The organism is Phenylobacterium sp., from assembly GCF_036495085.1.
Classification (GTDB): Bacteria; Pseudomonadota; Alphaproteobacteria; order Caulobacterales; family Caulobacteraceae; genus Phenylobacterium.
The window spans coordinates 1-23,533 of sequence record NZ_DASXNL010000129.1 but is presented as its reverse complement, the minus strand read 5'-3'; the positions used below and the strand labels follow the sequence as shown (position 1 = coordinate 23,533).

The following is a 23,533-nucleotide window of genomic DNA, read 5'->3' as shown; positions in this document are numbered from 1 at the left end:
TTAGTACGGCGATTTCGCCACGAGCTCCGCTTCCTTCGCGCAGGCCGCCGGATCGGGAGCCGGCCCGGCTCTGCGCGCGGCGGCCACCTCCTTGCGGACAGCCTCGAGATCCTTGCGGAACTCCGGCGAGCCGTGCAGTCCGGCCACGACTATGGAGCCGTTCAGACGGCCGGCTTCGATGGCGCTCAGGTTGTGCACCCCACAGACCAGCCGGCTCTCGCCGAAGGCGCGTGCTCGGGCCAGGATCTCGGTCGCCCGGTCGGGCGCGAGCTCGGCCATGATCAGACCCACCGTCCAGCCCCAGGTGTTGTGGCCCGAGGGGTAGTCAGGACTCGCCGACAGTGCGGCTGATTTCTCGACGCACGTGGGGCCTTCGTCGATCAGGTAAGGCCGCTGGCGCCTGTAGATGTCCTTCGGGCGATCGGTCGCGCGCGCAACATCACGACCAACACGGGCGATCATCGCCGTGGTTTTGGGGGCGTTCTGGGAGGTGAGGTTGACGCCGATCGCGCACGACAGGTCCTTCAGGACAGCGAACTGGTCCACGTCGTTCTGCGCCAGCGCCCAGCGCGGGGTGTCCTTCAGGCTGCGCGTACCGAGGAATATCGTGCGGTCGGCTTCGTAGCGGGTGGTCCCGGCCACCGGCGCCGGCGGCAGGATCTTGTAGGTGTCCGGCGCCGCTTCGCCGAGGTAGCCCGGAACGGGATTGGCGGCCATCGGGGAAGGCGTTGGCGCGGGCGTCGAGCCCGGGGGAGCCGTCGCCGGGGCCTGCGCCGCTCCGATGGTCGCCGTCGCGGCCGCCGCCAACATCAGTCTCCAAGCCATCTTGTCCGCCTCCGCTTCCCTGCCCCGGGGTGTCGCAGAGCTGCGCGTGTGATTCAACCTATCGCCAGGCCAATCTCGCATATCGTTGGGCGTCCAATTAAGAAACTTGACTTCGAAATTGATAATCTTAAGGATGTGCGGCATGAATGACGCCAAAACCCAAGATTGGCATGTGCTTAGCGAGCTCACCCGCGGACGGCCGATCGTGGTCGAGCGGGTGCGGCTGACCGATCAGGACGTCGCCATCGAGGGCGCCTTCGAGCTGCCGCGGCTTGCCCAGCTTTCCGCCGAGGATCAGGTGTTCGTGGCCGCCTTCGTGCGCAGCCATGGCTCGATCAAGGAGATGGAGCAGGTGTTCGGCGTCTCCTATCCGACGGTGAAGGCCCGCCTGAATCGCATCGCGGCCAGTCTTGAGTTCGTCGAAATTGATCCGACGCCTGGCCGTGAGGAAGTGTTGGAGCGCCTCGCCCGCGGCGAGATCACCGCTGACCAGGCCATTTCGGAATTGGAGGGCCGCTGATGCTCTATGCCCCGCGTGCGCTGCGCCACTTCAGCCTGGCGGCGATGGAGGCCCGCGGCGGCGGCTCGGCCGCGCCCCGGCTCGTCCCTCCCGAGGCAAGGCCGATCGCCACGCACCCATCGCGGCGAACGATCGTGAGGCTGTGGCTGCCGCTGACCCCGCTCTTCTTGCTCCTGGCGCCGTTCGCGCTGCTGCTGACGCCCCTGCTCTATTTCGTACCGCAACGCTACGGGGCCAGGCCGCTGGCGACGGTCCTGGGTGTCGGCGGGCTGCTTCTCAGCTTGAGCGGCACCGTCGTCGACGTCGATACGCCCGACGTCCTGGTGCTCATCCGGATTCTCTAGGAGCCTCCCATGAACAATGATCGCCGCTCTGTCCTGCAGATGCTGTCGGATGGGAAGATCAACGCCGACGAGGCCGAGCGCCTGCTGTCGGCGCTGGATCGCAACGACGGGCCCGTCGTGGGCGAGGCGCGCTCGGGCGCCAATAACCCGCCGAAGTATCTGCGCGTCACCGTCGACGCGCACGAAGAGGCGACCAAGGTGAATGTACGGGTGCCGATGGCGCTGTTGCGCGCCGGCGTGCGGCTCTCGAGCCTGATCCCCCCGGCCGCCCGCGAGCAGGTGAACGCCGAGCTCGCCAAGAACGGCGTGCCGTTCGACATCGGTCAGTTGAAGCCGGAGAACCTCGAGGACCTGATCGCCCACCTCAACGACCTGACGGTGGATGTCGAGGCCCCGGACGCCAGGGTCCGCGTCTACTGCGAATAAGCGTCGAAATCCTCCCCGACGCCCAACTGGCCGTCACTGCCCGCGCAGTGACGGCCTTCTTCCGAAGTCAGGCCGCCTTGACCGCGATGGGATCAGATCTCACCGCTCCGGCGCTACGCGAAGAGCTTCGCCCAGCGGCGCTTGGTGCGGGTCTTCCAGGAGCCGCGGTGCCAGGCGTCGGAGGCGATCAGCGGCACCACCGTGGTCGCTTCGGCGAAGACCATCTGCTCCCAGGTCACGTCGACCTTGCCCCAGGAACAGGCCTCCTTGAGGGTCGAGGACGAGCAGGCGCCGTCGCGAACGTCAGCGACCGTGATCTGCACGGCGTACTTATGCATGTCGACTTCGTGGCCGAGAATCTCGGCGCAGACCACAGTGTCCTGGGCGAAGTTCTTCGGGACACCGCCGCCGACCATGAAAAGACCCGTGGCGCCGGCGGCGATCTTGATATCCGTCAGCTCGCGGAAGTCGGCGACCGCGTCGATGGTCAGATAGGGCTTTCCCGCCTTCATCCGCTCGACCTGATGCTTCACGAGGCCAAAACCGGCCGAGCTGTCGGTGAACGCCGGGCAGAAGATCGGCACGCCTTCCTCGAACGCTGTCTGGATCAGCGAGCCGGGCTTCTTGGCGTTCCCCGCGGCCAGCCACTTGCCCATCTCCCAGATGAACTCCCGGCTTGAGTAAGGGCGCGCCTCGAGCATCTCGCAGATCTCGTAGATCGTGCCGTCGCAGTTCTGGAGCTCTTCTTCGTCGATGTAGGTGTCGTAGATCCGGTCGATGTAGAGGTCGCGCAGGTCGCGATCGTCGACGTTGGATTGCGCCTGGTAGTGCTTGAAGCCCAGCGCCTCGAAGAAGTCCATGTCGACGATGGACGCGCCGGTCGACACCACGACGTCGATCATTCCGTACTTCAACATGTCGCGGTAGATGTGCATGCAGCCGCCCGCCGAAGTCGAGCCGGCGAGCGTCAGCCACGTCGAGCAGTCGGCGTCTTCGAGGCTCATCGACCAGATGTCGGCGGCGCGCGCGGTGTCGCGACTGGTGAAGCTCATCTTGCGCATGGCATCGATCACCGGCCGGGCGTCGTACTGGTCGATCGCCACATGCTCGACGGTGTTGGCGAGGAGTTCGGCTTTGCGGTTCGATTTCTGAACGTCAGCGTTCATCTTCGGAAGTTCCCTTCTGAGAGGTGATCGCCCGTCCATAGGAGAGGCGCGACCGGGACGGAGCGACCGGCCGCGCCTTTAACACGTGATGGCTGTCGGCTGTTACCGCCGCCGGCGTTTCTTGCCCGCCGCGCCCTTGGGACGCGAAAGACGCACGACCTTTCGCTCCTCCTCCTGCGCCTCGCGGGGCAGGCGGATCGAACGTCCGGCGAGGCCGAACATCGAGGCCATCGGTGCGTCGTCGACCGCAACGGTCTCGGCGTCGCCGAAGCCGTTGAAGCGGGTGTTCATGGCCACGCCGTAGGCGCCCAGCATACCGATCTCGAGGTAGTCGCCCTCACGGACATCGTCCGGCAGCCAGAACGGGCCCGGCATATGGTCGAGGCTGTCGCACGTCGGCCCATAGAAACGAAAGGGCTTCAGGGGGCCCTCCACTTCTGTGGCCGTTCCGCCTTCGTTGCGGAAGAGCTTCACCGGAAAGGGCCACTTGGTGTGCGCAGCGTCGAAAAGGCTGCCGTAGCTGCCGTCGTTCAGATAGAGCGCATCACCCTTCTTCAGTTCGACCTTGGTCAGGATCGAGGAGGCTTCGGCCACCAAGGCGCGGCCAGGCTCGCACCAGAGCTCGGTGTCCTCGTGGACCATCATCTCGGCGAAGCCGCGATCGATCGAGTCAAGATAGTCAGCCATGTCCGGCGGGACCATGCCGGGATAGACGGAGGGAAATCCTCCGCCCACGTCAACGACATCGACCATCACCCCGGCGCGCACGATGGCGCGGCTCGCCTGGGCCATGGCGGCCTGGAAGGCCGTCGGCCGCATGCACTGGCTGCCGACATGAAAGGAGACGCCCATCCGGTCCTGCGTGGCCTGGCGCGTCGCCATCAGCAGGGCCGAGGCCTCGTGGGTGTCGACGCCGAATTTGCCGCTGAGCGAGTAGGCGGCGCCTTCCGCAGAAACCGCCAGGCGGACGATCAGGGTCAGATCGTCTGCGCCGTCCGTCTCATCGAGTATCTTGGCGAGCTCTTCGTGCGTATCCAGCGCGAAGGTCTTCACCCCGTGCTTGTGATAGGCGTCAGCGATCGCCCGCCGGCTCTTCACCGGGTGCATGAACGCCATGCGCGCGCCCGGCGCGAACTGCGCGACGAGCTCGATCTCGGGGATCGAGGCGACATCGAAGGACATGACGCCGTTCTTGGCCAGGGTCTGGATGACCCACGGCGAAGGGTTCGCCTTCACGGCGTAGAAAACGTCGCCCTTGAAATTTTCCTGGAACCAGCGAGCCGCTGTCGCTACCGCGTCCGGCCGCGCGAGGGCGACAGGACGTTCCGGCGAACGATCACGGACCAGGTCCAGGGGCGTATGATACGTGTGCAATTCACGTAACCCCCAACGGATAGTTGAACCCAATCCGGCGTTAGCAGCGCTTTTCAGGACAGCGGGTCCGCCGGAACGCGCCACATAGGGGCATAGTCCGGCGATGTAAAGACTTCTGTCCACAGGGCGTCCGCCGCAATTGGACGCGGTAGACCGGATGCGGGCGGGCGTGGCATGTAGCCATGGCAAGGGGCGGGCGGTGACCGCCGGGCTTGCGCGCGCTTGTTTGGGGAAGCCTCAGCCTTAGATGTCAGACGCCGCCGTCCTTTCCATTCGGAAGGCCTCAAAGAGCTTTGGCGAGCGCCGCGCGCTTGACGCCGTCTCGCTGGATGTCCGCAAAGGCGAGATGATCGCCCTCATCGGTCCGTCCGGGTCCGGCAAGTCCACGCTGCTGCGATCGATCTCCGGCCTGCAGACCATCGACGCCGGCGAAGGCCGTATCGAAGCGTTCGGCGGTCCGGTGCAGGAGAACGGCAGGATCAGCTCGAAGGTGCGCGAGACCCGAACGCGCATCGGCTTCATCTTCCAGCAGTTCAATCTCGTCGGCCGGCTCAGCCTGTTCACGAATGTGGCCCTGGGCTCCCTTGGTCGGATTGAAGGCTGGCGGGGCCTCTTCGGCCTGTGGCCCGATGAGACTAAGGCGGCCGCCATGGCCGCGCTGGCACGGGTCGGCGTCGCTGAGTACGCCGGCCAGCGGGCCAATACGCTTTCCGGCGGCCAGCAGCAGCGCGGCGCCATCGCGCGCGCCCTCGTCCAGAAAGCCAAGATCATTCTCGCCGATGAACCGGTCGCCTCGCTTGACCCGGTCGCCGCGCGCAAGGTCATGGAAAACCTGCGCGACCTGAATCTCCAGGACGGTCTGACGGTTGTCGTCACCCTGCACCAGGTCGACTACGCCCTGCGCTATTGCGACCGTGTGGTTGCGTTGAAAGCCGGCAAGATCGTCTACGACGGGGCGGCCAGCGGTCTTGAGCGTCCCAAACTCATCGATATCTACGGCCCGGAATTCGAGGACGTATTCTGGGAAGGAGCCCCGAAATGATCGCCCGCCGCCTGCTTGCCGGTCTGGGTCTGGCCGCGGCGTTCGCTCTGAGCTCCTGCAGCCAGAAGCCTGCCGCCACCGAGCCCCCGAAGGAGATCACCTTCTCGATCCTCTCGGCGGAGAACCAGGCCTCGATGGGCCCGCTCTGGCAGCCGCTCCTGGACGACATGTCCGCCCAGATCGGCGTCAAGGTGAAGCCGTTCTTCGCCAGCAACTACACGGCCCTCATCGAGGCGATGCGTTTCAAGCAGGTCCAGGTGGGTTGGTTCTCCGCCCTGCCGGCCCTGGAAGCGGTCAACCGCGCCGACGGCGAGGTGCTGGGGCGGGTGATCGATGCCGGCGGCGACGAGACATACGCCTCAGTGATGATCGTCAAGAAGGGGCGGAACATCACGCTCGACGACGTGCTGAAGTGCGGGAAGCGGTTCACGTTCGGACTGGGCGACGCCAAGTCGACGTCGGGCACCCTGGCCCCCATGGCCTACGTCTTTGCGGCGAAGGGGATCGAGCCCACCGAGTGCTTCAAGACCGTTCGCTCGGCGAGCCACCAGGCCAACGTCTTCTCCGTCGCAAACGGTGTTCTGGACGTGGCCACCAACAACACGGTGGGCCTGGTGTTCGCCAGGCGGGAGAACCCGGCGATAGCCGACAAGATCCAGGTCATCTGGACCTCGCCGCCGCTGCCGGAATCCTCGATCGTGACTCGCAAGGACCTGGATCCGGCGCTCAAGGAGAAACTGCGGCAGTTCTTCCTCACTTACGGCGTCGGTACGGGCCCCGCGGCTGACAGGCAGCGCCAAGTCCTGAAGGGCCTTGCCTACGGCGGGTTCCGGCCGGCGGATAACACCTACCTCGATCCGGTCCGCGAAATGCAGGCGGCCCAGACCCTGTTCGAGGCCAAGCACTCCGGCGACGCCAAAAAGATCGCCGACGCCCAGGCGGCCTTCGACAAGATCCACAACGCCGCAGCGCAGAAGCGCGCGGTGGAGCCCAATCTCTGATGAGCGTCCCGGCTGCCGTCCCGTCAGCTGTCCCGAAGGCGCCGGCGCGTTCGCTGGTCCAGCGCGCGCCGGACCTGTTGCTTTGGGGCGGCGTGATCGTCCTCCTCCTGATCGGATTCAAGCCGGTCGAGATGAGCCATTTCACCAAGCTGTTCACCAACTCGGAGAACATGCGGGAATACGGCAGGGAGCTGCTGAAGCCGGACTTCTCGAACCTGAGCCTTTACGTGGCCCAGATGTGGCTCACCGTGCAGATCGCACTCTGGGGCACCTTCCTGGCGGTGGTGATTGCGATCCCGTTTGGCCTGGCCTGCGCGCGCAACGTCTCCCCGCCATGGATCCAGCAGCCGATGCGCCTATTGATGAACCTCTTGCGCTCGGTTCCGGATCTTGTCGTGGGCACCCTTTTCCTGGTGGCGGTCGGCCCAGGGCCCTTCGCAGGCGTCATGGCCTTGACCATCAACACCGGCGCCGTGCTGGCCAAACTCTTCTCCGAGGCCGTCGAGTCGATCGACAAAGGACCGGTCGAGGGCGTGCGGGCCACCGGCGCGTCACCCCTGCATGAAGTCGTGTGGGGGGTCATCCCCCAGGTGGCGCCACTGTGGACGTCGTACGCACTCTACCGGTTCGAGTCGAACTCGCGCTCGGCGACCGTGCTCGGATTGATCGGCGCCGGGGGCATCGGTCAGCTGCTGTTCGATGCGATCAACGGCTTCGCCTACCACAGCCTTTCGGCCATCGTGATCGTGATCATCGTCGCCGTGACCCTGATCGACTTCCTCTCGCAGGTCATCCGCAGCCGCCTGCTGTAGGTCTCTTCCGCGCCGGTCGGGGTGCGAGGGGCCACCGGCCGCAGCGTTGAGCGGCAGACCTGCCCTTCCGCCCTGCGTACTTCTGGTCGCGGCGCCCGCTTCCCAAGGGATGTGACAAGAAAAAGCGCCGCCGTGGGGGGCCACGGCGGCGTCTAAGTCTCGCGGGGGGATGGAAGCTAGAAGGTCAGCTGGCTGCGCATCGCGATCGCGTTGTACGTCTGACCGACTTGCAGGCCCGCGGCGTTGAAGCGGTCCACGTCCACGTGCTGGTAGTCGAACATGAAGCGGATGGCGGGGTTCAGGTACCAGTTGAGCCCGACCGAGCTGATCTTCTGCTGGCCGCCGCGGATGGCGTCGAAGCAGGGCGCCGGCGCAGCCGGGATCGGGTGGCCCGCGCCGCAATCGTGATAGTTGAGGTCGAGGTCGGAGTAGCGTGCGGCGAGCTCGAAGGCGCCCCAGGTCCCTGCGGCCGGGTTGAAGTTGTAGTTCAGCTTCGGGGCGTCAAAGCGGGCTTCTGCCGGGTTGTACGGGCGGTTCTCGCCGGTCAGCACCCAGGCGCCTTGCACGTACCAACCGCTGAAGTTGGGGTTGCTCGGTGCGATCGCCGTGGTGATCCGCCGATCGATCTTGTACTCGAAGTATTCGCTTTCCAGCATGAACTGGTGGGAGGTGAACCCGAACTCGGCTCCGTAGACGGAGGCATTCCGAGTGTCGACCGCGCCGGTGTCGACCAGACGAGTGCCGTCCAGGCGAAGTTCCGGACGGTCGCGAAGCTGGAGGGGATAGCGCGGCGCCGTCGCCACTCCGGCGTCGTTCGTCTGAAACACGTACTGGCCGTTGATCCCGAAGTGGGCCTGCCAGTCGGTCGAATGGAACGGCGCCAGCGCAAGGCGTCCGATGATGGCGGTCTGCTCACCGAAGGGCTGAGTCGCGAAGCCACCAGTGGAATTGAGCGTGCTCACGGTGTTGCCGGTCAGGGCGCCGGATGCGAACCAGCGAGCGGCGATGCCGGAGTCGCCTTCGCCCCAGACGCCGTTGCCGGTCAGCTGGAGGGCGCTGCGGCTGTCACCGGCCGCGACGTTACGCGCGACTTCGGCCGCCGAGGGGCGCTCCATCATGATCATCTGGCTGGTGGAGACCGCGGCCTGCAAGCCGATGTTCGGCTCGAAGGCGCCGAGCCGGATGCGCCAGGGCTTCCAGCCGGTGTACTGGGCCCAGGCCTCCTGGATGTGGCCGGTGTCTTCAGCGCCCGACCCGCCGAACTCGTAGATCAGCGCGTAGTCGAAGTCCTTGAACAGCTTGCCGTCCACGCCGAAGCGGGCGCGGCGGAAATTGGTGCCGGAGTTCAGGTCGCGGCTGGGGCCGGTGATCTGTGCAGGAAGGTTGTTCTTCTGGAAGTATTCGCCGGCGTCGAACATGACGATGGCGCGGATGTTGGCCGTGAAGCGGCCGTCGGCCGTCGCGAAGGTCGGTTTGCCGTTCGGCAGGCTGGGGGTGACCGTCGCGCCGGAGGGCGGGGCCTGCAGGGTGATGATGTTGGCCGCATCGCCTGCCTGGGCGGTCTTAACCTCGGCCAACTGTGCGTTGACCGTGTCGAGTTGCTGCTGCATCGCGGCGACCTTGGCGTCGCTCTCCGCGGTCTTGGCCTGCACGAGCTGCGCCATCTGGGCGCGCATCTCGTCGATCTGCTGCTGCATCGCCGCCATCTTGGCGTCGCGCGGATCGACCGCAGAGGCCTTGGCCGCATGCTTGTGAGTCTTGGGCGCAGCCATGGCTGCGGTGGCCGCGCTCGTCAGCAGGAGCGCGATGAACGCGCCGCCCGCCGCGCGCCGCACTGGACCCTTCATCAGAAGGCTCATGATCTTGTCCCCGTTTTCTCTCGTTGATTAGTCGTTTGAACTCGGGGAGGCGGGTAATCGAACTTTCAACGTCCCCCCGGCCGCTCGCAGCGATGTATCCGTCGTGCATGACGGCTGGCCGACAGTCCTGTGACGACTCGATGACAGTCCCTCTGTGGAGAGTGGGAGCTACGAATCGTGGCGCCGGCGCAATGTCACCAAACTGTCGTCGGCCGAGGCTATCAGCGGCCCGAGAGCGGCATGGATGGGGCGCTCTTTTCAGGAGAATACCATGTTGAAAACTATAGGGGCGGCGTTCAGCGCGGCCCTGATCGCTGGCGCAGCCACTTTGGCTTCTGTGTCTGGGGCGCAGGCAGCGGGCACGATTTCAGGCGCGGGAGCGACCTTCCCAGCGCCCGTCTACGCAAAGTGGGCGGAGATGTATAAAGCGCAGACCGGCACCAGCCTGAACTACCAGGCGATCGGCTCCGGCGGCGGCATCAAGCAGATCACCGCATCGACCGTCGACTTCGGCGCTAGCGACAAGCCGCTGAAGCCGGACGACCTGGCGGCCGGCGGCCTGACCATGTTCCCGACCGTGATCGGCGGCGTGGTGCCAGTGATGAACCTGCCGGGGATCAAGCCAGGCCAGATCAAGATGACTGGCGCGAACCTTGCCGACATCTATCGCGGCGCGATCAAGAAGTGGAACGACCCGATCCTGGTCAAGGCCAACCCGGGCGTTAACCTGCCGAACCTGCCGATCACTGTCGTGCACCGTTCGGACGGATCGGGCACGACGTTCCTCTTCACCACCTACCTCAGCATGAAAGCCCAGCATTGGGCGTCTGAAGTCGGCGGCAACGACTCCGTGCAATGGCCGGTGGGTCTGGGCGGCAAGGGCAACGACGGGGTCGCGGCCTTCGTGAAGCAGACGCCGGGCGCGATCGGCTATGTCGAGTACGCCTACGCCAAGCAGAACGCGATGACCTATGCGCTGATGCAGAACAAGGCCGGCAAGTTCGTGTCGCCGGACGCGGCCAACTTCGCCGCTGCCGCAGCCGGCGCAAAGTGGAGCGCAGCTCCGGGCTTCTACCTTCTTCTGCTCGATCAACCGGCCCCTGACGCATGGCCGATCACCGGGGCCACCTTCATCCTTGTGCACGCCAAGCAGGCCGATCCGGCGAAGGGCCGCGAGGTCCTGAACTTCTTCGACTGGGCCTACAAGAACGGCGACGGAGCAGCGAACCAACTCGACTACGTGCCGCTGCCGGGGCCGGTGAAGGACCTCATCCGCAAATCCTGGACCAAGGTCGTTGGCCCCGACGGCAAGCCGGTTTACCGCTAGCACCGAATGTTCTGGTCCCGTCGCCGCCCACGCGACGGGACCTTTTCTGCTCCTACCGTCAAGCCAGACAGGTCATGTCCGATATCGCCCTCTCTAAAGCCGGTGGACCGATGCGGCGCTCCGCCCCGCGCGGGGCGCTCGTCGGCAAGGTGTTCGAGGGCCTGTGCTTCTCAGCCGCGACCGCGGTGCTTGTGGCCCTGGGCGGCCTCATGTTCTCGCTGGCTGTCGGCGGATGGCCGGCGATCTCCAAGTTCGGCTTCAGGTTCCTCACCGTCTCCACCTGGAATCCGGTCACTGACGTCTATGGCGCCGCCGGACCGATTATCGGCACCCTGGTCACGGCGGCCATTGCGCTGATCATTGCCTTGCCGATCGCGGGCGGCGTGGCGTTCTTTCTCACCGAGCTCTGCCCCGCGCCGCTCAGGCGGCCAATCGGCACGGCCGTAGAGCTGCTCGCCGGCATTCCGTCGATCGTCTACGGCATGTGGGGTCTCTTCGTATTCGCGCCCCTATTCTCCAAATTCGTGCAGCTGCCCTTGATGGCGGCCGCGAAGCCCGGGTCGCTTCTTGAGACCCTGACAACCGGCGTCCCGAACGGTTCGGGGATCCTGTCGGCCTCGATCATCCTGGCGATCATGATCCTGCCGTACATGGCCGCGACACTGCGCGAACTCTTGCTGACGGTGCCGCCCGCGGTGCGCGAAAGCGCTTATGGCTTGGGCGCCACGACGGCTGAGGTCGTAATGTCGGTGACCCTGCCCTACGTGCGCTCCGGCGCCATCGGTGCGGTCATGCTGGGGCTCGGCCGCGCGCTCGGCGAAACCATGGCGGTCACCTTCATCATCGGCAATTCACACGGTTTCCCAAAGTCGCTGTTCGACAGCGGCTCGACCATTGCGTCCACCATCGCCAACGAATTCACCGAGGCCTCGACGCCAATGCACACCGCAGCGCTCATCGCGCTCGGGCTGGTGCTGTTCGTGATCACCTTCCTGGTGTTGGCGTTGGCCCGCCTGATGCTGCGGACCTCGGCGGTGCGCACATGACGGCTTCTGCCGCAAAGATCGCGCGACGGCGGATCGCGGACGTCGCCTTCAAGGTGTTCTGCGTGCTGGTTACAGCTATCGCGCTGACGGCCCTGGCCGCGATACTTTGGTCGCTGCTCAGGCAGGGCGTTGGCGGCTTGAATCTCGACGTCTTCACGCGTTCAACGCCCGCGCCCGGATCAAGGGGCGGCCTGGCCAATGCGATCGTCGGCTCGCTTACGATGTGTCTCCTGGCCATGGCCATGGCGCTTGTCGTCGGCGTCCTGGCCGGCACCTGGCTCGCCGAGTATGGCGGGCGGTCCAGGTATGGCTCGGTCATCCGGTTCCTGAACGACGTGCTGATCTCCGCGCCATCCATTCTGGTGGGCCTGTTTGTTTATGAGTTGCTGGTCAGGCCCTTCCACTCGTTCTCGGGCTTTGCGGGCGCTGTCGCCCTGGCGCTCCTCGCCATCCCGGTGGTCTTGCGCACGACCGAGGACGTGCTCCAGCTCCAGGCGGCGACCCTGCGCGAAGCCGGCGTCGCGCTAGGTGCGCCGCTCTCATACGTCATCCGCCGGATTCTCTGGCGCTCGGCCCGGAGCGGACTGCTCACAGGCGCGCTTTTGGCCTTCGCGCGGATCAGCGGCGAGACTGCCCCCTTGTTGTTCACCGCACTGAACAACCAGTTCTTCTCACTCAATCTGATGCACCCCACCGCCAACCTGCCGGTGGTCATCTTCAACTTCGCGCTGAGCGCCTATGACGACTGGCGCAGACTCGCCTGGGCCGGCGCCCTCCTCATCGCCGGCACCGTGCTTGCCGTGACAATCGTCGCGCGTATCTTGGCCCAGGAGCAGCGTCGCTCATGAACACCCTCAATCCAGCCGTGGCTGAGTTCGAGACCAGCATCGCCGGTGTGGACAGCGCGGACGTCCGGATCGATGTGCGTAACCTCGACTTCTTCTATGGCAAGACCCACGCCCTGAAGAGCGTCTCGATTCCCTTTGCCCGCAACAAGGCGACGGCGCTGATCGGGCCCTCGGGCTGCGGCAAGTCCACGCTTCTGCGAACGCTGAACCGCATGTACGCCCTCTACCCAGGCCACCGCGCCGAAGGCGAGATCATTCTGGACGGCGAGAATATACTTGCTCCAGGCATCGACCTCGCGAACTTGCGCGCGCGCGTTGGCATGGTGTTCCAGAAGCCCACGCCCTTCCCCATGACCGTCTACGACAATGTCGCGTTCGGGGTGCGGCTTTACGAGAACCTCTCCAAGCCCGACATGGACGCCCGCGTCGAAGAGGCGCTGACCCGCGCAGCCCTGTGGAATGAGGTCAAAGACAACCTGCACGGCTCGGGCCTGGGCCTATCGGGGGGCCAGCAGCAGCGACTGTGCGTCGCGCGCGGCGTCGCGGTGCGGCCAGAAGTGCTGCTGCTTGACGAGCCGACCTCGGCCTTGGACCCGATCTCCAGCGCCAAGCTGGAGGAGACCGTCACCCAGCTGAAGGCCGACTACACGATTGTCATCGTCACTCACAATCTCGGGCAGGCGGCCCGCGTCTCGGACTACACGGGCTTTATGTACCTCGGCGAGTTGGTCGAGTTCGGCCCGACGGACGAGGTCTTCACCCGGCCGGCGACGCAGCGCACCTCGGACTACATCACCGGTCGTTTCGGCTGATCGCTCACCAGCGGACGCGCAGGCCCACCAGGAAGGATCTGGGCGGCGCGGGTGTGTCGGTGTTCGGGCTCGGCGCGGCCGGCAAGGGCGAGGGGTTCAGATTGTCCAGGGAGCCTGTTTCGAAATAGGTCCCGAAGGTCGCGTATTTGCGGTCGAAGAGGTTGTCGAGGCGACCGAACAGCTGAACGCCGTGGCTCACGTCCCAGGCGGCGTGGATCCCGGTCACCCAGTAGCCGGGCATCTGCTCATCCTGGTTCGACTCATCGCCCACCCGGCGCTGCTTGCCGACGCCGAGCACGTCGGCGCCCACCGTGATTGCAGGCGTCAGATCGTAGTCGCCGCCCGCCTTGAAGCGCCAAGGTGGGATTCCGCCGATCCGATCGCCCGAGGTCACCGCCACATTGCCGTTGTCGTCAGCGAACGGGCTGTTGGGGGAGGGCAGCGCCCCTGAGAACCGGTAGGTCGCCTCGACCTCACTTATCGAGGCGTAGGCCATCCACCGTTCGGCCCTGAAGTCAGCCGCGGCCTCAATGCCCTCACGACGCGTGCCCGGGACATTTGCATAGGAGCCGCGACCCTGCAGCGCGCTGGCGAGGGCCACGATGTCGTTGCGATTGTCGCTGCGATAGGCGCTGAGGCGCCAATCCAGGCTTCCATCCAGGAGAACGGCGCCGCCGCGAACACCCGCCTGCCAGGTCTTGGAGACCACCTGGTTCAGCGGCGGGTCGGAGACCAGGGCGTTTTCCAGCAGGCAAGGCTTCAAAGGGTTGCTGCAGGAGAGTTCCAGCGGCGTCGGCGCGCGGTTGGTTTCCGAATAGCCGCCGTAGCCGGTGATCCAGCCGGCCATCTTCCAGGCGAGGCCCACCGCCGGGTTGAACCGGTCGAAGTGGTGCCTGCCGTTCAGGTCCGGGGCTACGCCCGTACGGTCCGAGGTCGCGATTTGCTGGCCGTTCCACCGCCCGCTCAGCGTCAGGAAGAGGGTTTTTGTGATGTCGAAGGTATCGGTGGCGTAGAGGCCGGTGTTCCGGGTCGAGGCGTGGAGGTCCACCGGGCTGTAGGCGATGGCGCCGGCGGTGTGGATGACCTGGCCCGCCCCGACCATCGTTCCAGGGGCCGTCTGTACGCTGAGGTCGGGGAAGAGCAGGCCGAGCGTCGAATCCGCGCTGAACCGAACGGAGCTCGCCTCGAGGCTCACGCCGGCGGCGAACAGATTTGGGCGACCAAGCAACGTCGCTTCGCGCACGGCCTGCGCCGATATCCCGGTGGTGTCGGTGCGGGTGTGCGTGCGGTCGATGGTCCCGTAGGGGATACCGTTGCAGAGCTTCGTCTCGCCGGCGACGAGCGGTGGGCACCCTATCGCCGCTCCATCGGCGCCCAGCACCTGGAATGCGGCCGCCGCGGGCCGGATCGCGGCGGGAAAATCGTCGTCCTGCACACACAGGGCGCCGAACAAGGGATCGGTCGGGTTGCGACTGCAGCCTTCGAAGTTGCCGCCGTTGCCGTCCACATGGTCCTGGCTGAACGCGCGAGCATAGAGGTTGCCTTGCAGCGTCCAGGCGTCCGAGGCTTTGAACGAGCCGCTGAGCGCCAGCAGGCCGGTCAGGTTGCGGGTGGTCTGCGGGAAGGTGAAGGTCGAACTCCGGTCAGCGGCCAGCATGTCGACGGGTGTGGGGCCTACGACACCCAGGCGGGTCTCGCCAAGGTCGGCCGTCAGTTGGAGCTCGCCGCGGCCCTCGCTCCAGCCGAGGTTGGCGTAAGCGCGCGCGACGTTGGAGGGTGAGTGCTGACGCCAGCCGTCCTCATGTCCCGCGTCCAGCGCCACATAGGCGGACCAGGGCCCCCTCGCCGCGCCGTACTGCGCCGAGCCCGACGCCTGGCCGAAGGACCCGCCCTGGAGGCTCACGACGCCGCCGGTCAGGTCCCTGCCCGTATTCATGGTCAGACTGAGCGCGCCACCCAGGGCGTTCAGCCCGAAGGCAGGATCGCCGCTCACCAACTCGATGCGTCGGATTGCGACCTCCGGGATCAGGTCCCAATTGACAGTGTCGCCGAACGCTTCATTCAGGCGCACCCCGCCCATGTAGACGGCGAGGCCCTGCGGCTGGCCCTGCAAAGGGGATGCTGTGAAGCCGCGGTAGTCGAGCGTCCGGGCCAGGCCGTTGCCTTGGCTATCTGAAAGGGTGATCCCGGGCGTCCGTTGCGCCAGGACGTCGGTTATGGACAGGGAGCCGCGTCGCTGCAAGTCGTCGGCCTCCAGGACGTCGGTGGAGGAGGGCAGCTTGTCGCGGTCCACGCCGGTTCCTGCCAGGGGCGTCGGGGCGACGACGACAAGCGGGCTGACCGTGGGCCCGGCGTCGTCGGCGAAAGCCGCGGCCGGCAGCAGGGCCAGTGTCAGGCCAAACCAAGCCCGCCAGCTCGACCCATTGAACAGTCCCCCGCAACCCATTTCCTTGACCGTGCCCCCACGAACCTTGTTGAACGTGCGGTATCGGACGGCCTGGAGGGCGACAATGGCGCGGCTTCCCGACTTTCCCGGGAAATCTTCCCGACCTGCGATGCGGCCGGTGACACTGCATGGGCGTGTCATTCTTGCCGCCTGCACGGCCCTGGCGGCCAGCCTGGCCATCGGCGCCTTCGCCCTGGTCTGGGACGCCCGCCGTTCGGTGGATTCTGAACTGGCCTCGGCCATGGCCAGCGCAGTGCAGGCGGTGCGCGGCGGAGTGGAGGACGCCGGCGCCCACGGATCGGCGGGGGTGCCGCCCCGGCTGGTCAAGGTGTTCGACGGGAGCCGCCATGTCCGCGCCATCCTGCGCGACGGCGCAGGCGCGACGTCGGCGATCTCCAGGCCCTACATGCCGAGCGATCCGCCACCCAGCTGGTTTGTCGCCCTGATCGACCCCCGCGCCCGGGCCCAGGTGCTGGGTGCGCCAGCCGGCGCTACGATCCGGCTCGAGCCCGTGCCGATCAACGAGATCGGCGAGGTGTGGGCGGGCCTGCGTGACGCCCTTCTTATCGTGGGCCTGCTCTCCGTCCTGGCGGTCGTTCTGATCCGGCGCGCGGTCACCCGCGCGCTGCGGCCGCTGGAGGACGTGTCCGCCGCGCTCGCCCGGGTTGGAGCGGGCGACTTCGAAACGCGCGTCGCGGCGGGCGGTACCGTCGAGCTTGAACGCCTGGCGCAGGGGTTCAATGCGATGGCCGGCCAACTCGATTCCATCGACCGCGAGAACCATCGCCTGCATGAGCAGCTAGCCATCGTGCAGGAGGAGGAGCGCGCAGACATCGCCCGCGACCTGCATGATGAGATCGGTCCCTATCTCTTCGCGGTGAATATCGATGCGGCCGCCACGCCGCCGCGCGTCGAGCTCATCCAGGCCGCTGTCGCCCACATGCAGACCCAGGTCACCGATATGCTGCGCCGGCTTCGGCCACTGCGCGCGGTGGAGTTCGGCCTCAAGTCAGCGGTCGAGGATCTGGTGTCCTTCTGGCGGGCGCGACGTCCTGACATCGTTTTCGACCTGAGGCTTCAGATCGATGACGCCGCCCTGGGACTTGGCCTGCGAGAGGCGCTCTATCGTGTGGCTCAGGAGGCGTTGAGCAATGCCGTGCGTCACGGGGCCCCTTCGCAGATCGTGCTCAGCCTGAGCATGGCGCCCGGAGAATCCGTAGTGCTGAGGGTCGCCGACAACGGCGCCTCGGCGGAACGGCCGGGAGGCCGCTTCGGCCTCCTGGGCATGCGCGAACGGATCGCGGCCTTGGGTGGCCAGCTCGCCATCGATCCGGGGACGGGGGACGGCTGGACAGTCGACGCCCGCGTACCCCTGCAACTACCGGAGCCGGTGCGGCCATGAAAATCCTCCTGGTCGACGACCACGCCATTGTCCGTGATGGCTTAAAGCGCCTGTTGGGCGACTTGGGGAGCGGCGTGATCCTGGAGGCGGCCAGCGGCCGCGCGGCGCTCGACGTCGCGCGCGCCGAACGTCCGGGACTGGTGATCCTCGACCTCAACCTGCCTGACCTCGGGGGGCTGGAGATCCTGGCGCGGCTGTTGCGCGAAGACCCCGCGGTCCGCGTGCTGGTGCTCTCCATGCACGCCGAGCCGCTCTACGCTTCGCGCGCGCTCAAGGCCGGCGCCAAGGGCTATGTCAGCAAGGCTGCCGCCCCCGATGAGATCGCAGCCGCCGTGCATGCCGTGGCCCGCGGCGAGGGCTACGTCGAGGCCAAGGTCGCCCAGGCCCTGGCGCTGGGCGCCGGCGCGCCGCTGGAGAGCCTGACGCCTCGCGATCTGGAGACCCTGCGTCTGCTGGCCCAGGGTCGTAGCCTCAGCGAAATCGCCGCGGCGCTGGGCGTCGCCTACAAGACCGCCGCCAATGGCTGCACTCAGCTGAAGGAAAAGCTCGGCGTCTCCCGGACCGGCGAATTGATCCGCTTGGCGGTGGAAATCTGCCAGCCCGCAGGCGATTAGTCCCCTGGCGGCTGTTACCGGGCGCCGCTTCCGGCCGCCAGCGCGACCGGCCGTCGACGCACACGCGCCAAACGCCGAAGTCGACGCCAGAATCGGGTCTTCTCGGGTTCCGGGTAGGGCTGAAGGTTACGCACGAAGTCCTCGGCGCAGGCCCGCCAGGAGAATTTCTCAGCGAAGGCCCGCACCTGCTTGCGGTCGAGCGTCAACGCCTCGAGGCAGGCCTCGCGCAGGCCTTCGGTAGCGCTTGCGGCAAGGTTGCCTGCGCCGGAGTTGGGGATGATGTCGATGGGGCCGGGCGCCGGATAGGCCGCCACGGGCGTGCCTGAGGCCATGGCCTCGAGGATCACCAGGCCGAAGGTATCGGTGAGCGAGGGGAATACGAAGACATCTGCGCCGGCGAAATAGGCCGCCAGCTCCCTGCCGGACTTGGCGCCGGTGAACACGGCCTTGGGATATTTGGCGGCCAGCTCATCCTTCTGAGGCCCCGGCCCGACCACGACCTTGGTCCCCGGCAGGTCAAGGCCGAGGAACGCCTCGATGTTCTTTTCGACCGCCACTCGGCCGACGCTGAGGAAAATTGGCCGCGCCAGGCCACTGTAGACGTCCGGATCGCCGGCGTGGTCAGGGTGGAAGATGTCGGTGTCCACGCCGCGCGACCAGGATGAGATGTTGCGGAAGCCGTGTTGTGCGAGTTCGTCGCGCATCGTGGGCGTGGCCACCATCAGCCGCCCCGAGGGCTTGTGGAACCACTTCATGTAGGCGTATCCGGCGGCCAAAGGCAGAGGTAGGCGCGCCGAGACGTATTCCGGGAAGCGGGTGTGATAGCTGGTCGTGAACGGCAGCTTCCACTCCACGCAGATCCGTCGCGCAGCAAGTCCGATCGGGCCTTCGGTTGCGATATGTATGGCCTCTGGCTCGAAGGCCTTGAAGCGTTCCTGCACGGGCTCGTAGACGCCGATTGCGACCTTGATTTCGGCGTAGGTGGGCAGCGGGAAGGTCTTGAACTGATCGGGGCTGATCACCTCGACGGCGTGACCCATGGCTTTCAGCTCGCCGACCACGCGGGTGAGGGTGCGCACCACGCCATTGACCTGCGGTTCCCAGGCGTCGGTGGCGAGAAGGATGCGCATGGGCCGGCTCGCGTCATGCGGCGCAGTGATCGCCTCGCGAATGCGCGGCAGTGAGCGCGTGGGCTTGCGGGCTTCCGGCTGGACGGCGACAGCCTGGCTCTGCAGCCAGGCCCAGAAGGCCCCCAACAGCGCTTCCTTGGTCGGAAAGTAGCGATAGACCGTTCGTTCGCCGACGCGGGCGTCGCGGGCGATCTCGGAAAAGCTGATGTCCTCTAGCGGGCCCGCCTCCAGTTGCCGACCGACGGCCCGAAGGATCTGCTCGCGGGTTTCCTCGCGTTGCCGGTCACGCAGGTTCTGGGGAGGCGCCGGCGATTTCATGACAGGGGTACTGTCATGAGTTCGGGCGCCACTGTCAATCGATTGCCCGTCGCTCGATCAGGGTCTCAGGCGGCGAGCGGCTGCTGAAGCGCCAGCTCACGCTCCGGTTTGCGCCCGTCGAGCAGCTTGGGCCATTCAAGGATCTCGAGCCTGCCGTCGGCATGTTCGACCAGGGCCGTGCAGCTCTCGACCCAATCGCCGTCGTTGATGTAGGCCACGTCGCCGATCATCCGGCTCTCGGCCTTGTGGATATGGCCGCAGATCACCCCGTCGACGCCGCGGCGGCGGGCCTCCTCGGCGACAGCTTGCTCGAAGTTCTCGATGAACTGCAGCGCCTTCTTCACCCGGGTCTTGGCGAACGCGGAAAAGCTCCAGTAACCGAACCCCAGGGTGCGCCGGACGCGATTGATCAACGTGTTCGAGGCGAGCAGCGTGCGATAGGCCCAGTCCCCGAGGAGGGCCAGCCACTTTGCGTGCTGGACCACAGCGTCAAATTCATCGCCGTGCAGCACGAGGAATCGGCGACCATCCGCGGTCTCGTGGATTGCGTCGCGCGCGACGACCACGCCTCCGAAGTGAACGCCGCAGAAATCCCGGATGACCTCGTCGTGGTTGCCGGGAACATAGATGACCTCGACGCCCTTGCGCGCGAGCCTGAGGATCTTCTGAACCACGTCATTGTGCGACTGCGGCCAGTACCAGCCGCCGCTCTTCATCCGCCAACCGTCGACGATGTCGCCGACCAGGTAGAGGGTGTCGCACTCCATGTGGCGGATAAAGTCGAGGAGCAGGTCGGCCTGACAGCCGCGCGTGCCCAGGTGAACGTCGGATATGAAGACGCTTCGATAACGGCGGATCCCGACTTCAGTCACTAAAGTCCCCGCTTCGCCCACTTCTCAGGCACCCGTGAACCGATTCGATGTCGGTTTTGCGAACCATGCCCTTCCGCTAGCGGGGATTCGAGCACACCTGCTAGGGAGCAGTCGAAGCAGACCCTCCCCAGGTCGCCCCAAGTTGAGTTCCATGGACGCAAGCTCCTCCCCGGCGAAAGCGACGCCGAAGTCGCTAAGGACGCGCGCCCGCATCCTGGAGGCCGCGATGCGGCTGTTCGCCGAGATCGGCTATCACGCTGCCAGCAATGCGGTCATCGCAGAGGCGGCCAAGCTGACGCGCGGCGCCATGCTCTATCACTTCGCCACGCGCGAGGACCTGGTCGAGGCCGCCATCCAGCATATCGAGCTCGACCGCGCCCGGCTGTTCGAGGACGCTGCGCGGGTCTCGGCGGCGCCTGGGCAGGACGCCTCCGAGGCGGCGATCGACGCTTACTGGGCTCTCCTGCACGAAATCCCCTTCGTGGCGTTCGCCGAGCTGGAGGCTGCGGCTCGCACCGATCCGATGCTGCGCGCTCGGTTGGCCGCGGCGCAGGTCGCCTTTGACCGTGCCCAGGTCGGTGATTTCGGCGCGCTAGCCCAGGCCGGGGCCGATCCGCGCTTCCAGGCCAGCCGCGACCTTGGCCGCTTCCTCCTGGAGGGGCTCGCCAGGGGCGCCATGACCTACGACGAGGTCGCGCGCCGTCGGCGCCTGCTGGCCGTGGTCAAGCGGGCCGTGCGGATGCTGAACCGCAAGGGCGACATCCAGGATCTCTGGCCGGATTAGCCGGCAAAGAAGAAGGCCCGGCGCCGGCGCGCGGGGCCTTCTGGTTGTCGTGCCGGACGGCCTACTTGCCAGCGGTCGGCGATGCGGCGGTCGCCGCCGGAGCCGGAGCCGGAGTCGCCGGCTTGGCATCGGTCGCCGTGGCTTCACGGCGGCGGTGCTGCCCGCCCATCATCTTCTGCATCGCGGCCAGCTCGGACTTGTCGAGCGCGCCGTCGTGGTTGGTGTCGAGCTGGTCGAAGTACTTGCCGATCTGCTCGCCCAGCTGGCCCTTGAGTTCGGCCTTCTCGATCTTGCCGTCGATGTTGGCGTCCAGCATGCCCATGATGCGATCGTTGTTCAGCTCCTCGTCGTAGTTGACCATGTGCTTGGAGGTCTCATCCGCCCAGCGGTAGCGGAGCGCGGTGTAGAACATCTCCTCCCAGGACTGGTCACCCCAGACCACGGTCTTGTTCGGGTCAGGGTTCGCCGGGTTCCGCTTGGAGTTGTCGTAGATGAAGTGAGCAATCAGCTTCGAACCGGCCGGCACCTTGATCGGCTCGGCGAAGGTGTAGTCCCGCTGCCAGCTGAAATCGTAGCGCGGCAGGGAGAGCAGCAGCTTTTCCTTACCGTCCGGGTAGCGGATCCACAGGTCCGACATGGCTCCGCGATAGTGCGCGTGCGGGAAAGCCGCATAGAGCAGGGCGTCATGCGGGAAGGTGATGTAGCCGACTTCCTGGTGATGTGGGTCGTTCGGGGGAATGACGATCGCGTTGTTTACGATCACCGAGTTGTGCATCACCAGGTCGGGCTTCTCGTTGTCCTTGTAGAAATAGAGCGCGATCTGGGTGTGATCGGTCACCTGCTTGCCAAACGGCGTGTAGTGCGTCTGGAAGCCAATGGCGCCGCCCGGTGGGATCCACGTCCCGACGTTCTTAGGCGCAACCTCGCTCTCGGCGCCGACCGCGTAACCGCCGACCGAGACGCCCCAGTTGTTCTCAAACGCGCCCTGCCCGTTCTGCGGCACATCCTTCAGGTAACCGGTCAACACGTGGTGCACGCCTTGACGGCTTTCGACCTTCACGGTCGAGGCCTTCAACCACTTGCCCTCGGTCAGCGGGTTGGCGACCCAGGGGTGCTGGTAGTCGACCACGCCCGAGGCCGGGATCGTGAAGGCGGGAAGGTTCAGGATCGCGTCCGGCTTGCCAAGCGGCCACTCGGCGGCCACCAGGTGCTTGGCGCCCAGCGGATCCTTGCCCTCGCCCCGCGGCGCGCCGGCTTCCACCCAGTGGACGATGGTCTTGATCTCGTCCGGCGACAGGTTCTTGTTGTCCGAGAATTTACCCACGTGCGGATCTGCGTTGTAGGGCGGCATCCGGTCGGTGCGGATCACCTCGCGGATCATCGGCGAGAAGCCCTTGACGGTCGCGTAGTCCTTCATCGCGAAAGGAGCGATCCCACCTTCCTCGTGGCAGGCGACGCACTTGGCCTCAAGGATCGGAGCGACGTCCTTCACGTAGGAGATCTGGGCGTGCTGAGCAGCCTTGGCGCGTTCCGGGAAATCGACAAGGCAGCCCTTGGAGGCCTGCGTCGCCTCCGGCGCGGGCTTGCCGGCCAGGACCGCGGCGAGCGCGTCATCGGCGAACTGCTTGCTTGCCGCCTTCTGCACCCCGTAGTCGGACCGATCATCCAGCGGACCGTGGTAGGCGACCTGCCAGGTCTTCGGATTGATCACGAACACCTCAGCGGTGCGAGTGACGCCGAGCGACTCGCCGACCAGCTGGTTCGAATCCATCAGGATCGGGACGTCGATGCCGTATTCCTTGGCCTCGGCGGCGATGGCGTCGCGGCTGTCCTGCAGGTTCGAATCGACCAGCATCACTTCGACGCCCTGGGCGGCGTACTTGTCGCGCAGCGCCTTCAAAGCCGGCGTCATGGCTCGCGCGATCGGGCAGCCCACACCGGTCGAGACCAGCACGATCGCCTTGGCGTCGGCCAACCGATAGAGTTCGTGGGCCTCCAGCTTCTGAGCGTCCACCAGCATGAAGTTGTCGACCCTGGCCGGCTTGGACGACGCGGCGGTCGGCTCGGTCGAGGAGGCGCTCTGCCCTTGCGTCAGTGCGTTCACCGCTTCGCTCGAGGAGCAGCCGTAGACCAGGAGAGCGCTTACCGCCGCACCCAGCACGCCAATTCGCGCAGACATCATCTCACATCCCTTTCAGACGGGCTTTTTTACACTCTCGGCGAAATACGCTCGGAGGCCCTAGCGAAACCCTAACTTAACACCGTTAAGGAGATGGAATCCATCGGGGGAATAGTTTCAAAGTTGTCATGTTCGTCGAATGGCGCGGGCCGCCTTTCGTTCCCCGGCCTCCGCCGTCGTCTTCGAGGCCTCGCGCCGGCGCGGCGAGCGACGCGCTCGTAGACCTACGCATCGCTCCGACTGCGCCGAGGCGCCGGTCTTCCGCGCCGGGGGCCTGGCGACCTTTGACCCGGTCGCCGACGCCGCAAGCTCCGGCGTTCAGGCCGGAGATCGGCTCAAAGGCGCGGGAGGATCTCGCCGGACGCCATGCTGATCGCCCATCGCAT

General features: G+C 66.1%; 21 protein-coding genes and 1 pseudogene. 13 read left to right on the top strand and 9 right to left on the bottom strand.

The window, feature by feature from the left end; all coding sequences use genetic code 11:
- Positions 1 to 825 (bottom strand): phosphatase PAP2 family protein, encoded by an 825-nt coding sequence (locus tag VGI62_RS14360; protein WP_331505187.1) that lies wholly within the window; start codon positions 823 to 825, stop codon positions 1 to 3.
- Positions 826 to 967: 142 nt separating this feature from the next.
- Here VGI62_RS14360 and VGI62_RS14355 point away from each other — a divergent pair, with 142 nt between their 5' ends.
- From VGI62_RS14355 to VGI62_RS14345, 3 genes are read left to right on the top strand one after another with little or no spacing between them, the layout of a single operon-like run.
- A complete protein-coding gene (locus VGI62_RS14355; RefSeq protein WP_331505186.1) occupies positions 968 to 1,345 on the top strand; it encodes a DUF2089 domain-containing protein in 378 nt (125 codons plus the stop codon).
- Positions 1,345 to 1,689 carry a hypothetical protein gene (locus VGI62_RS14350; protein ID WP_331505185.1) on the top strand — a complete coding sequence of 115 codons (345 nt, stop codon included), beginning with the start codon at positions 1,345 to 1,347 and terminating at the stop codon, positions 1,687 to 1,689. Before VGI62_RS14355 ends, VGI62_RS14350 begins: the two co-directional genes overlap by 1 nt.
- A gap of 9 nt (positions 1,690 to 1,698) precedes the next feature.
- Positions 1,699 to 2,115: an SHOCT-like domain-containing protein gene (locus VGI62_RS14345; protein ID WP_331505184.1), complete on the top strand. Its 417-nt coding sequence runs from the start codon at positions 1,699 to 1,701 to the stop codon at positions 2,113 to 2,115.
- A 113-nt stretch (positions 2,116 to 2,228) separates the two neighbouring features.
- On the opposite strand, the gene VGI62_RS14340 is transcribed toward VGI62_RS14345, so the two are convergent.
- Complete coding sequence (locus tag VGI62_RS14340) at positions 2,229 to 3,281, bottom strand: 1,9-bis(guanidino)-5-aza-nonane synthase (protein WP_414695692.1); 1,053 nt, start codon at positions 3,279 to 3,281, stop codon at positions 2,229 to 2,231.
- Positions 3,282 to 3,383: 102 nt separating this feature from the next.
- Positions 3,384 to 4,655 (bottom strand): type III PLP-dependent enzyme, encoded by a 1,272-nt coding sequence (locus VGI62_RS14335; protein WP_331505182.1) that lies wholly within the window; start codon positions 4,653 to 4,655, stop codon positions 3,384 to 3,386.
- Between the two features lie 247 nt (positions 4,656 to 4,902).
- Between VGI62_RS14335 and phnC the strand changes: the two genes are divergently transcribed.
- From phnC to phnE, 3 genes are read left to right on the top strand one after another with little or no spacing between them, the layout of a single operon-like run.
- Positions 4,903 to 5,697 (top strand): phosphonate ABC transporter ATP-binding protein, encoded by a 795-nt coding sequence (gene phnC, locus VGI62_RS14330; protein WP_331505181.1) that lies wholly within the window; start codon positions 4,903 to 4,905, stop codon positions 5,695 to 5,697.
- On the top strand, positions 5,694 to 6,698 hold the full coding sequence (gene phnD / locus VGI62_RS14325; RefSeq protein ID WP_331505180.1) for a phosphate/phosphite/phosphonate ABC transporter substrate-binding protein: 1,005 nt from the start codon (positions 5,694 to 5,696) through the stop codon (positions 6,696 to 6,698). The genes phnC and phnD overlap by 4 nt, the downstream gene beginning before the upstream one ends.
- On the top strand, positions 6,698 to 7,510 hold the full coding sequence (phnE, locus tag VGI62_RS14320) for a phosphonate ABC transporter, permease protein PhnE (RefSeq protein WP_331505179.1): 813 nt from the start codon (positions 6,698 to 6,700) through the stop codon (positions 7,508 to 7,510). The genes phnD and phnE overlap by 1 nt, the downstream gene beginning before the upstream one ends.
- Before the next feature lie 176 nt (positions 7,511 to 7,686).
- Here phnE and VGI62_RS14315 read toward each other — a convergent pair whose 3' ends face one another.
- Positions 7,687 to 9,369, bottom strand: a complete 1,683-nt coding sequence (locus VGI62_RS14315) for a porin (RefSeq protein ID WP_331505178.1) — start codon at positions 9,367 to 9,369, stop codon at positions 7,687 to 7,689.
- Between the two features lie 271 nt (positions 9,370 to 9,640).
- On the opposite strand from VGI62_RS14315, the gene pstS reads away from it, so the two are divergent.
- From pstS to pstB, 4 genes are all read left to right on the top strand, one after another.
- Positions 9,641 to 10,696 (top strand): phosphate ABC transporter substrate-binding protein PstS, encoded by a 1,056-nt coding sequence (gene pstS / locus VGI62_RS14310; protein WP_331505177.1) that lies wholly within the window; start codon positions 9,641 to 9,643, stop codon positions 10,694 to 10,696.
- A gap of 74 nt (positions 10,697 to 10,770) precedes the next feature.
- Positions 10,771 to 11,742, top strand: a complete 972-nt coding sequence (gene pstC, locus VGI62_RS14305) for a phosphate ABC transporter permease subunit PstC (protein WP_331505176.1) — start codon at positions 10,771 to 10,773, stop codon at positions 11,740 to 11,742.
- Positions 11,739 to 12,590, top strand: a complete 852-nt coding sequence (pstA, locus tag VGI62_RS14300) for a phosphate ABC transporter permease PstA (protein ID WP_331505175.1) — start codon at positions 11,739 to 11,741, stop codon at positions 12,588 to 12,590. Before pstC ends, pstA begins: the two co-directional genes overlap by 4 nt.
- A complete protein-coding gene (gene pstB / locus VGI62_RS14295; RefSeq protein WP_331505174.1) occupies positions 12,587 to 13,402 on the top strand; it encodes a phosphate ABC transporter ATP-binding protein PstB in 816 nt (271 codons plus the stop codon). The genes pstA and pstB overlap by 4 nt, the downstream gene beginning before the upstream one ends.
- A 4-nt stretch (positions 13,403 to 13,406) precedes the next feature.
- On the opposite strand, the gene VGI62_RS14290 is transcribed toward pstB, so the two are convergent.
- Positions 13,407 to 15,989, bottom strand: coding sequence for a TonB-dependent receptor (locus tag VGI62_RS14290; protein WP_331505173.1), 2,583 nt, complete (start codon positions 15,987 to 15,989; stop codon positions 13,407 to 13,409).
- Here VGI62_RS14290 and VGI62_RS14285 point away from each other — a divergent pair.
- Both VGI62_RS14285 and VGI62_RS14280 read left to right on the top strand, forming a co-directional pair.
- Entirely contained in the window at positions 15,967 to 17,250 is a 1,284-nt protein-coding gene (locus tag VGI62_RS14285; protein ID WP_331505172.1) for a HAMP domain-containing protein, read from the top strand. The genes VGI62_RS14290 and VGI62_RS14285 overlap by 23 nt on opposite strands.
- Positions 17,247 to 17,864: a response regulator transcription factor gene (locus tag VGI62_RS14280; protein WP_331505171.1), complete on the top strand. Its 618-nt coding sequence runs from the start codon at positions 17,247 to 17,249 to the stop codon at positions 17,862 to 17,864. The genes VGI62_RS14285 and VGI62_RS14280 overlap by 4 nt, the downstream gene beginning before the upstream one ends.
- 14 nt (positions 17,865 to 17,878) lie before the next feature.
- On the opposite strand, the gene VGI62_RS14275 is transcribed toward VGI62_RS14280, so the two are convergent.
- From VGI62_RS14275 to VGI62_RS14265, 3 genes and pseudogenes are all read right to left on the bottom strand, one after another.
- Positions 17,879 to 18,994, bottom strand: a complete 1,116-nt coding sequence (locus VGI62_RS14275; protein ID WP_331505212.1) for a glycosyltransferase family 1 protein — start codon at positions 18,992 to 18,994, stop codon at positions 17,879 to 17,881.
- A gap of 129 nt (positions 18,995 to 19,123) precedes the next feature.
- Positions 19,124 to 19,312, bottom strand: a pseudogene (locus VGI62_RS14270) (TetR/AcrR family transcriptional regulator); the annotation flags it as partial.
- Positions 19,313 to 19,377: 65 nt separating this feature from the next.
- Positions 19,378 to 20,184, bottom strand: coding sequence for a UDP-2,3-diacylglucosamine diphosphatase (locus VGI62_RS14265; RefSeq protein ID WP_331505170.1), 807 nt, complete (start codon positions 20,182 to 20,184; stop codon positions 19,378 to 19,380).
- Positions 20,185 to 20,335: 151 nt separating this feature from the next.
- Between VGI62_RS14265 and VGI62_RS14260 the strand changes: the two genes are divergently transcribed.
- Positions 20,336 to 20,968: a helix-turn-helix domain-containing protein gene (locus VGI62_RS14260; protein WP_331505169.1), complete on the top strand. Its 633-nt coding sequence runs from the start codon at positions 20,336 to 20,338 to the stop codon at positions 20,966 to 20,968.
- A gap of 61 nt (positions 20,969 to 21,029) precedes the next feature.
- Here VGI62_RS14260 and VGI62_RS14255 read toward each other — a convergent pair whose 3' ends face one another.
- A complete protein-coding gene (locus VGI62_RS14255; RefSeq protein ID WP_331505168.1) occupies positions 21,030 to 23,147 on the bottom strand; it encodes a redoxin family protein in 2,118 nt (705 codons plus the stop codon).
- Between the last annotated feature and the right edge of the window lie 386 nt (positions 23,148 to 23,533).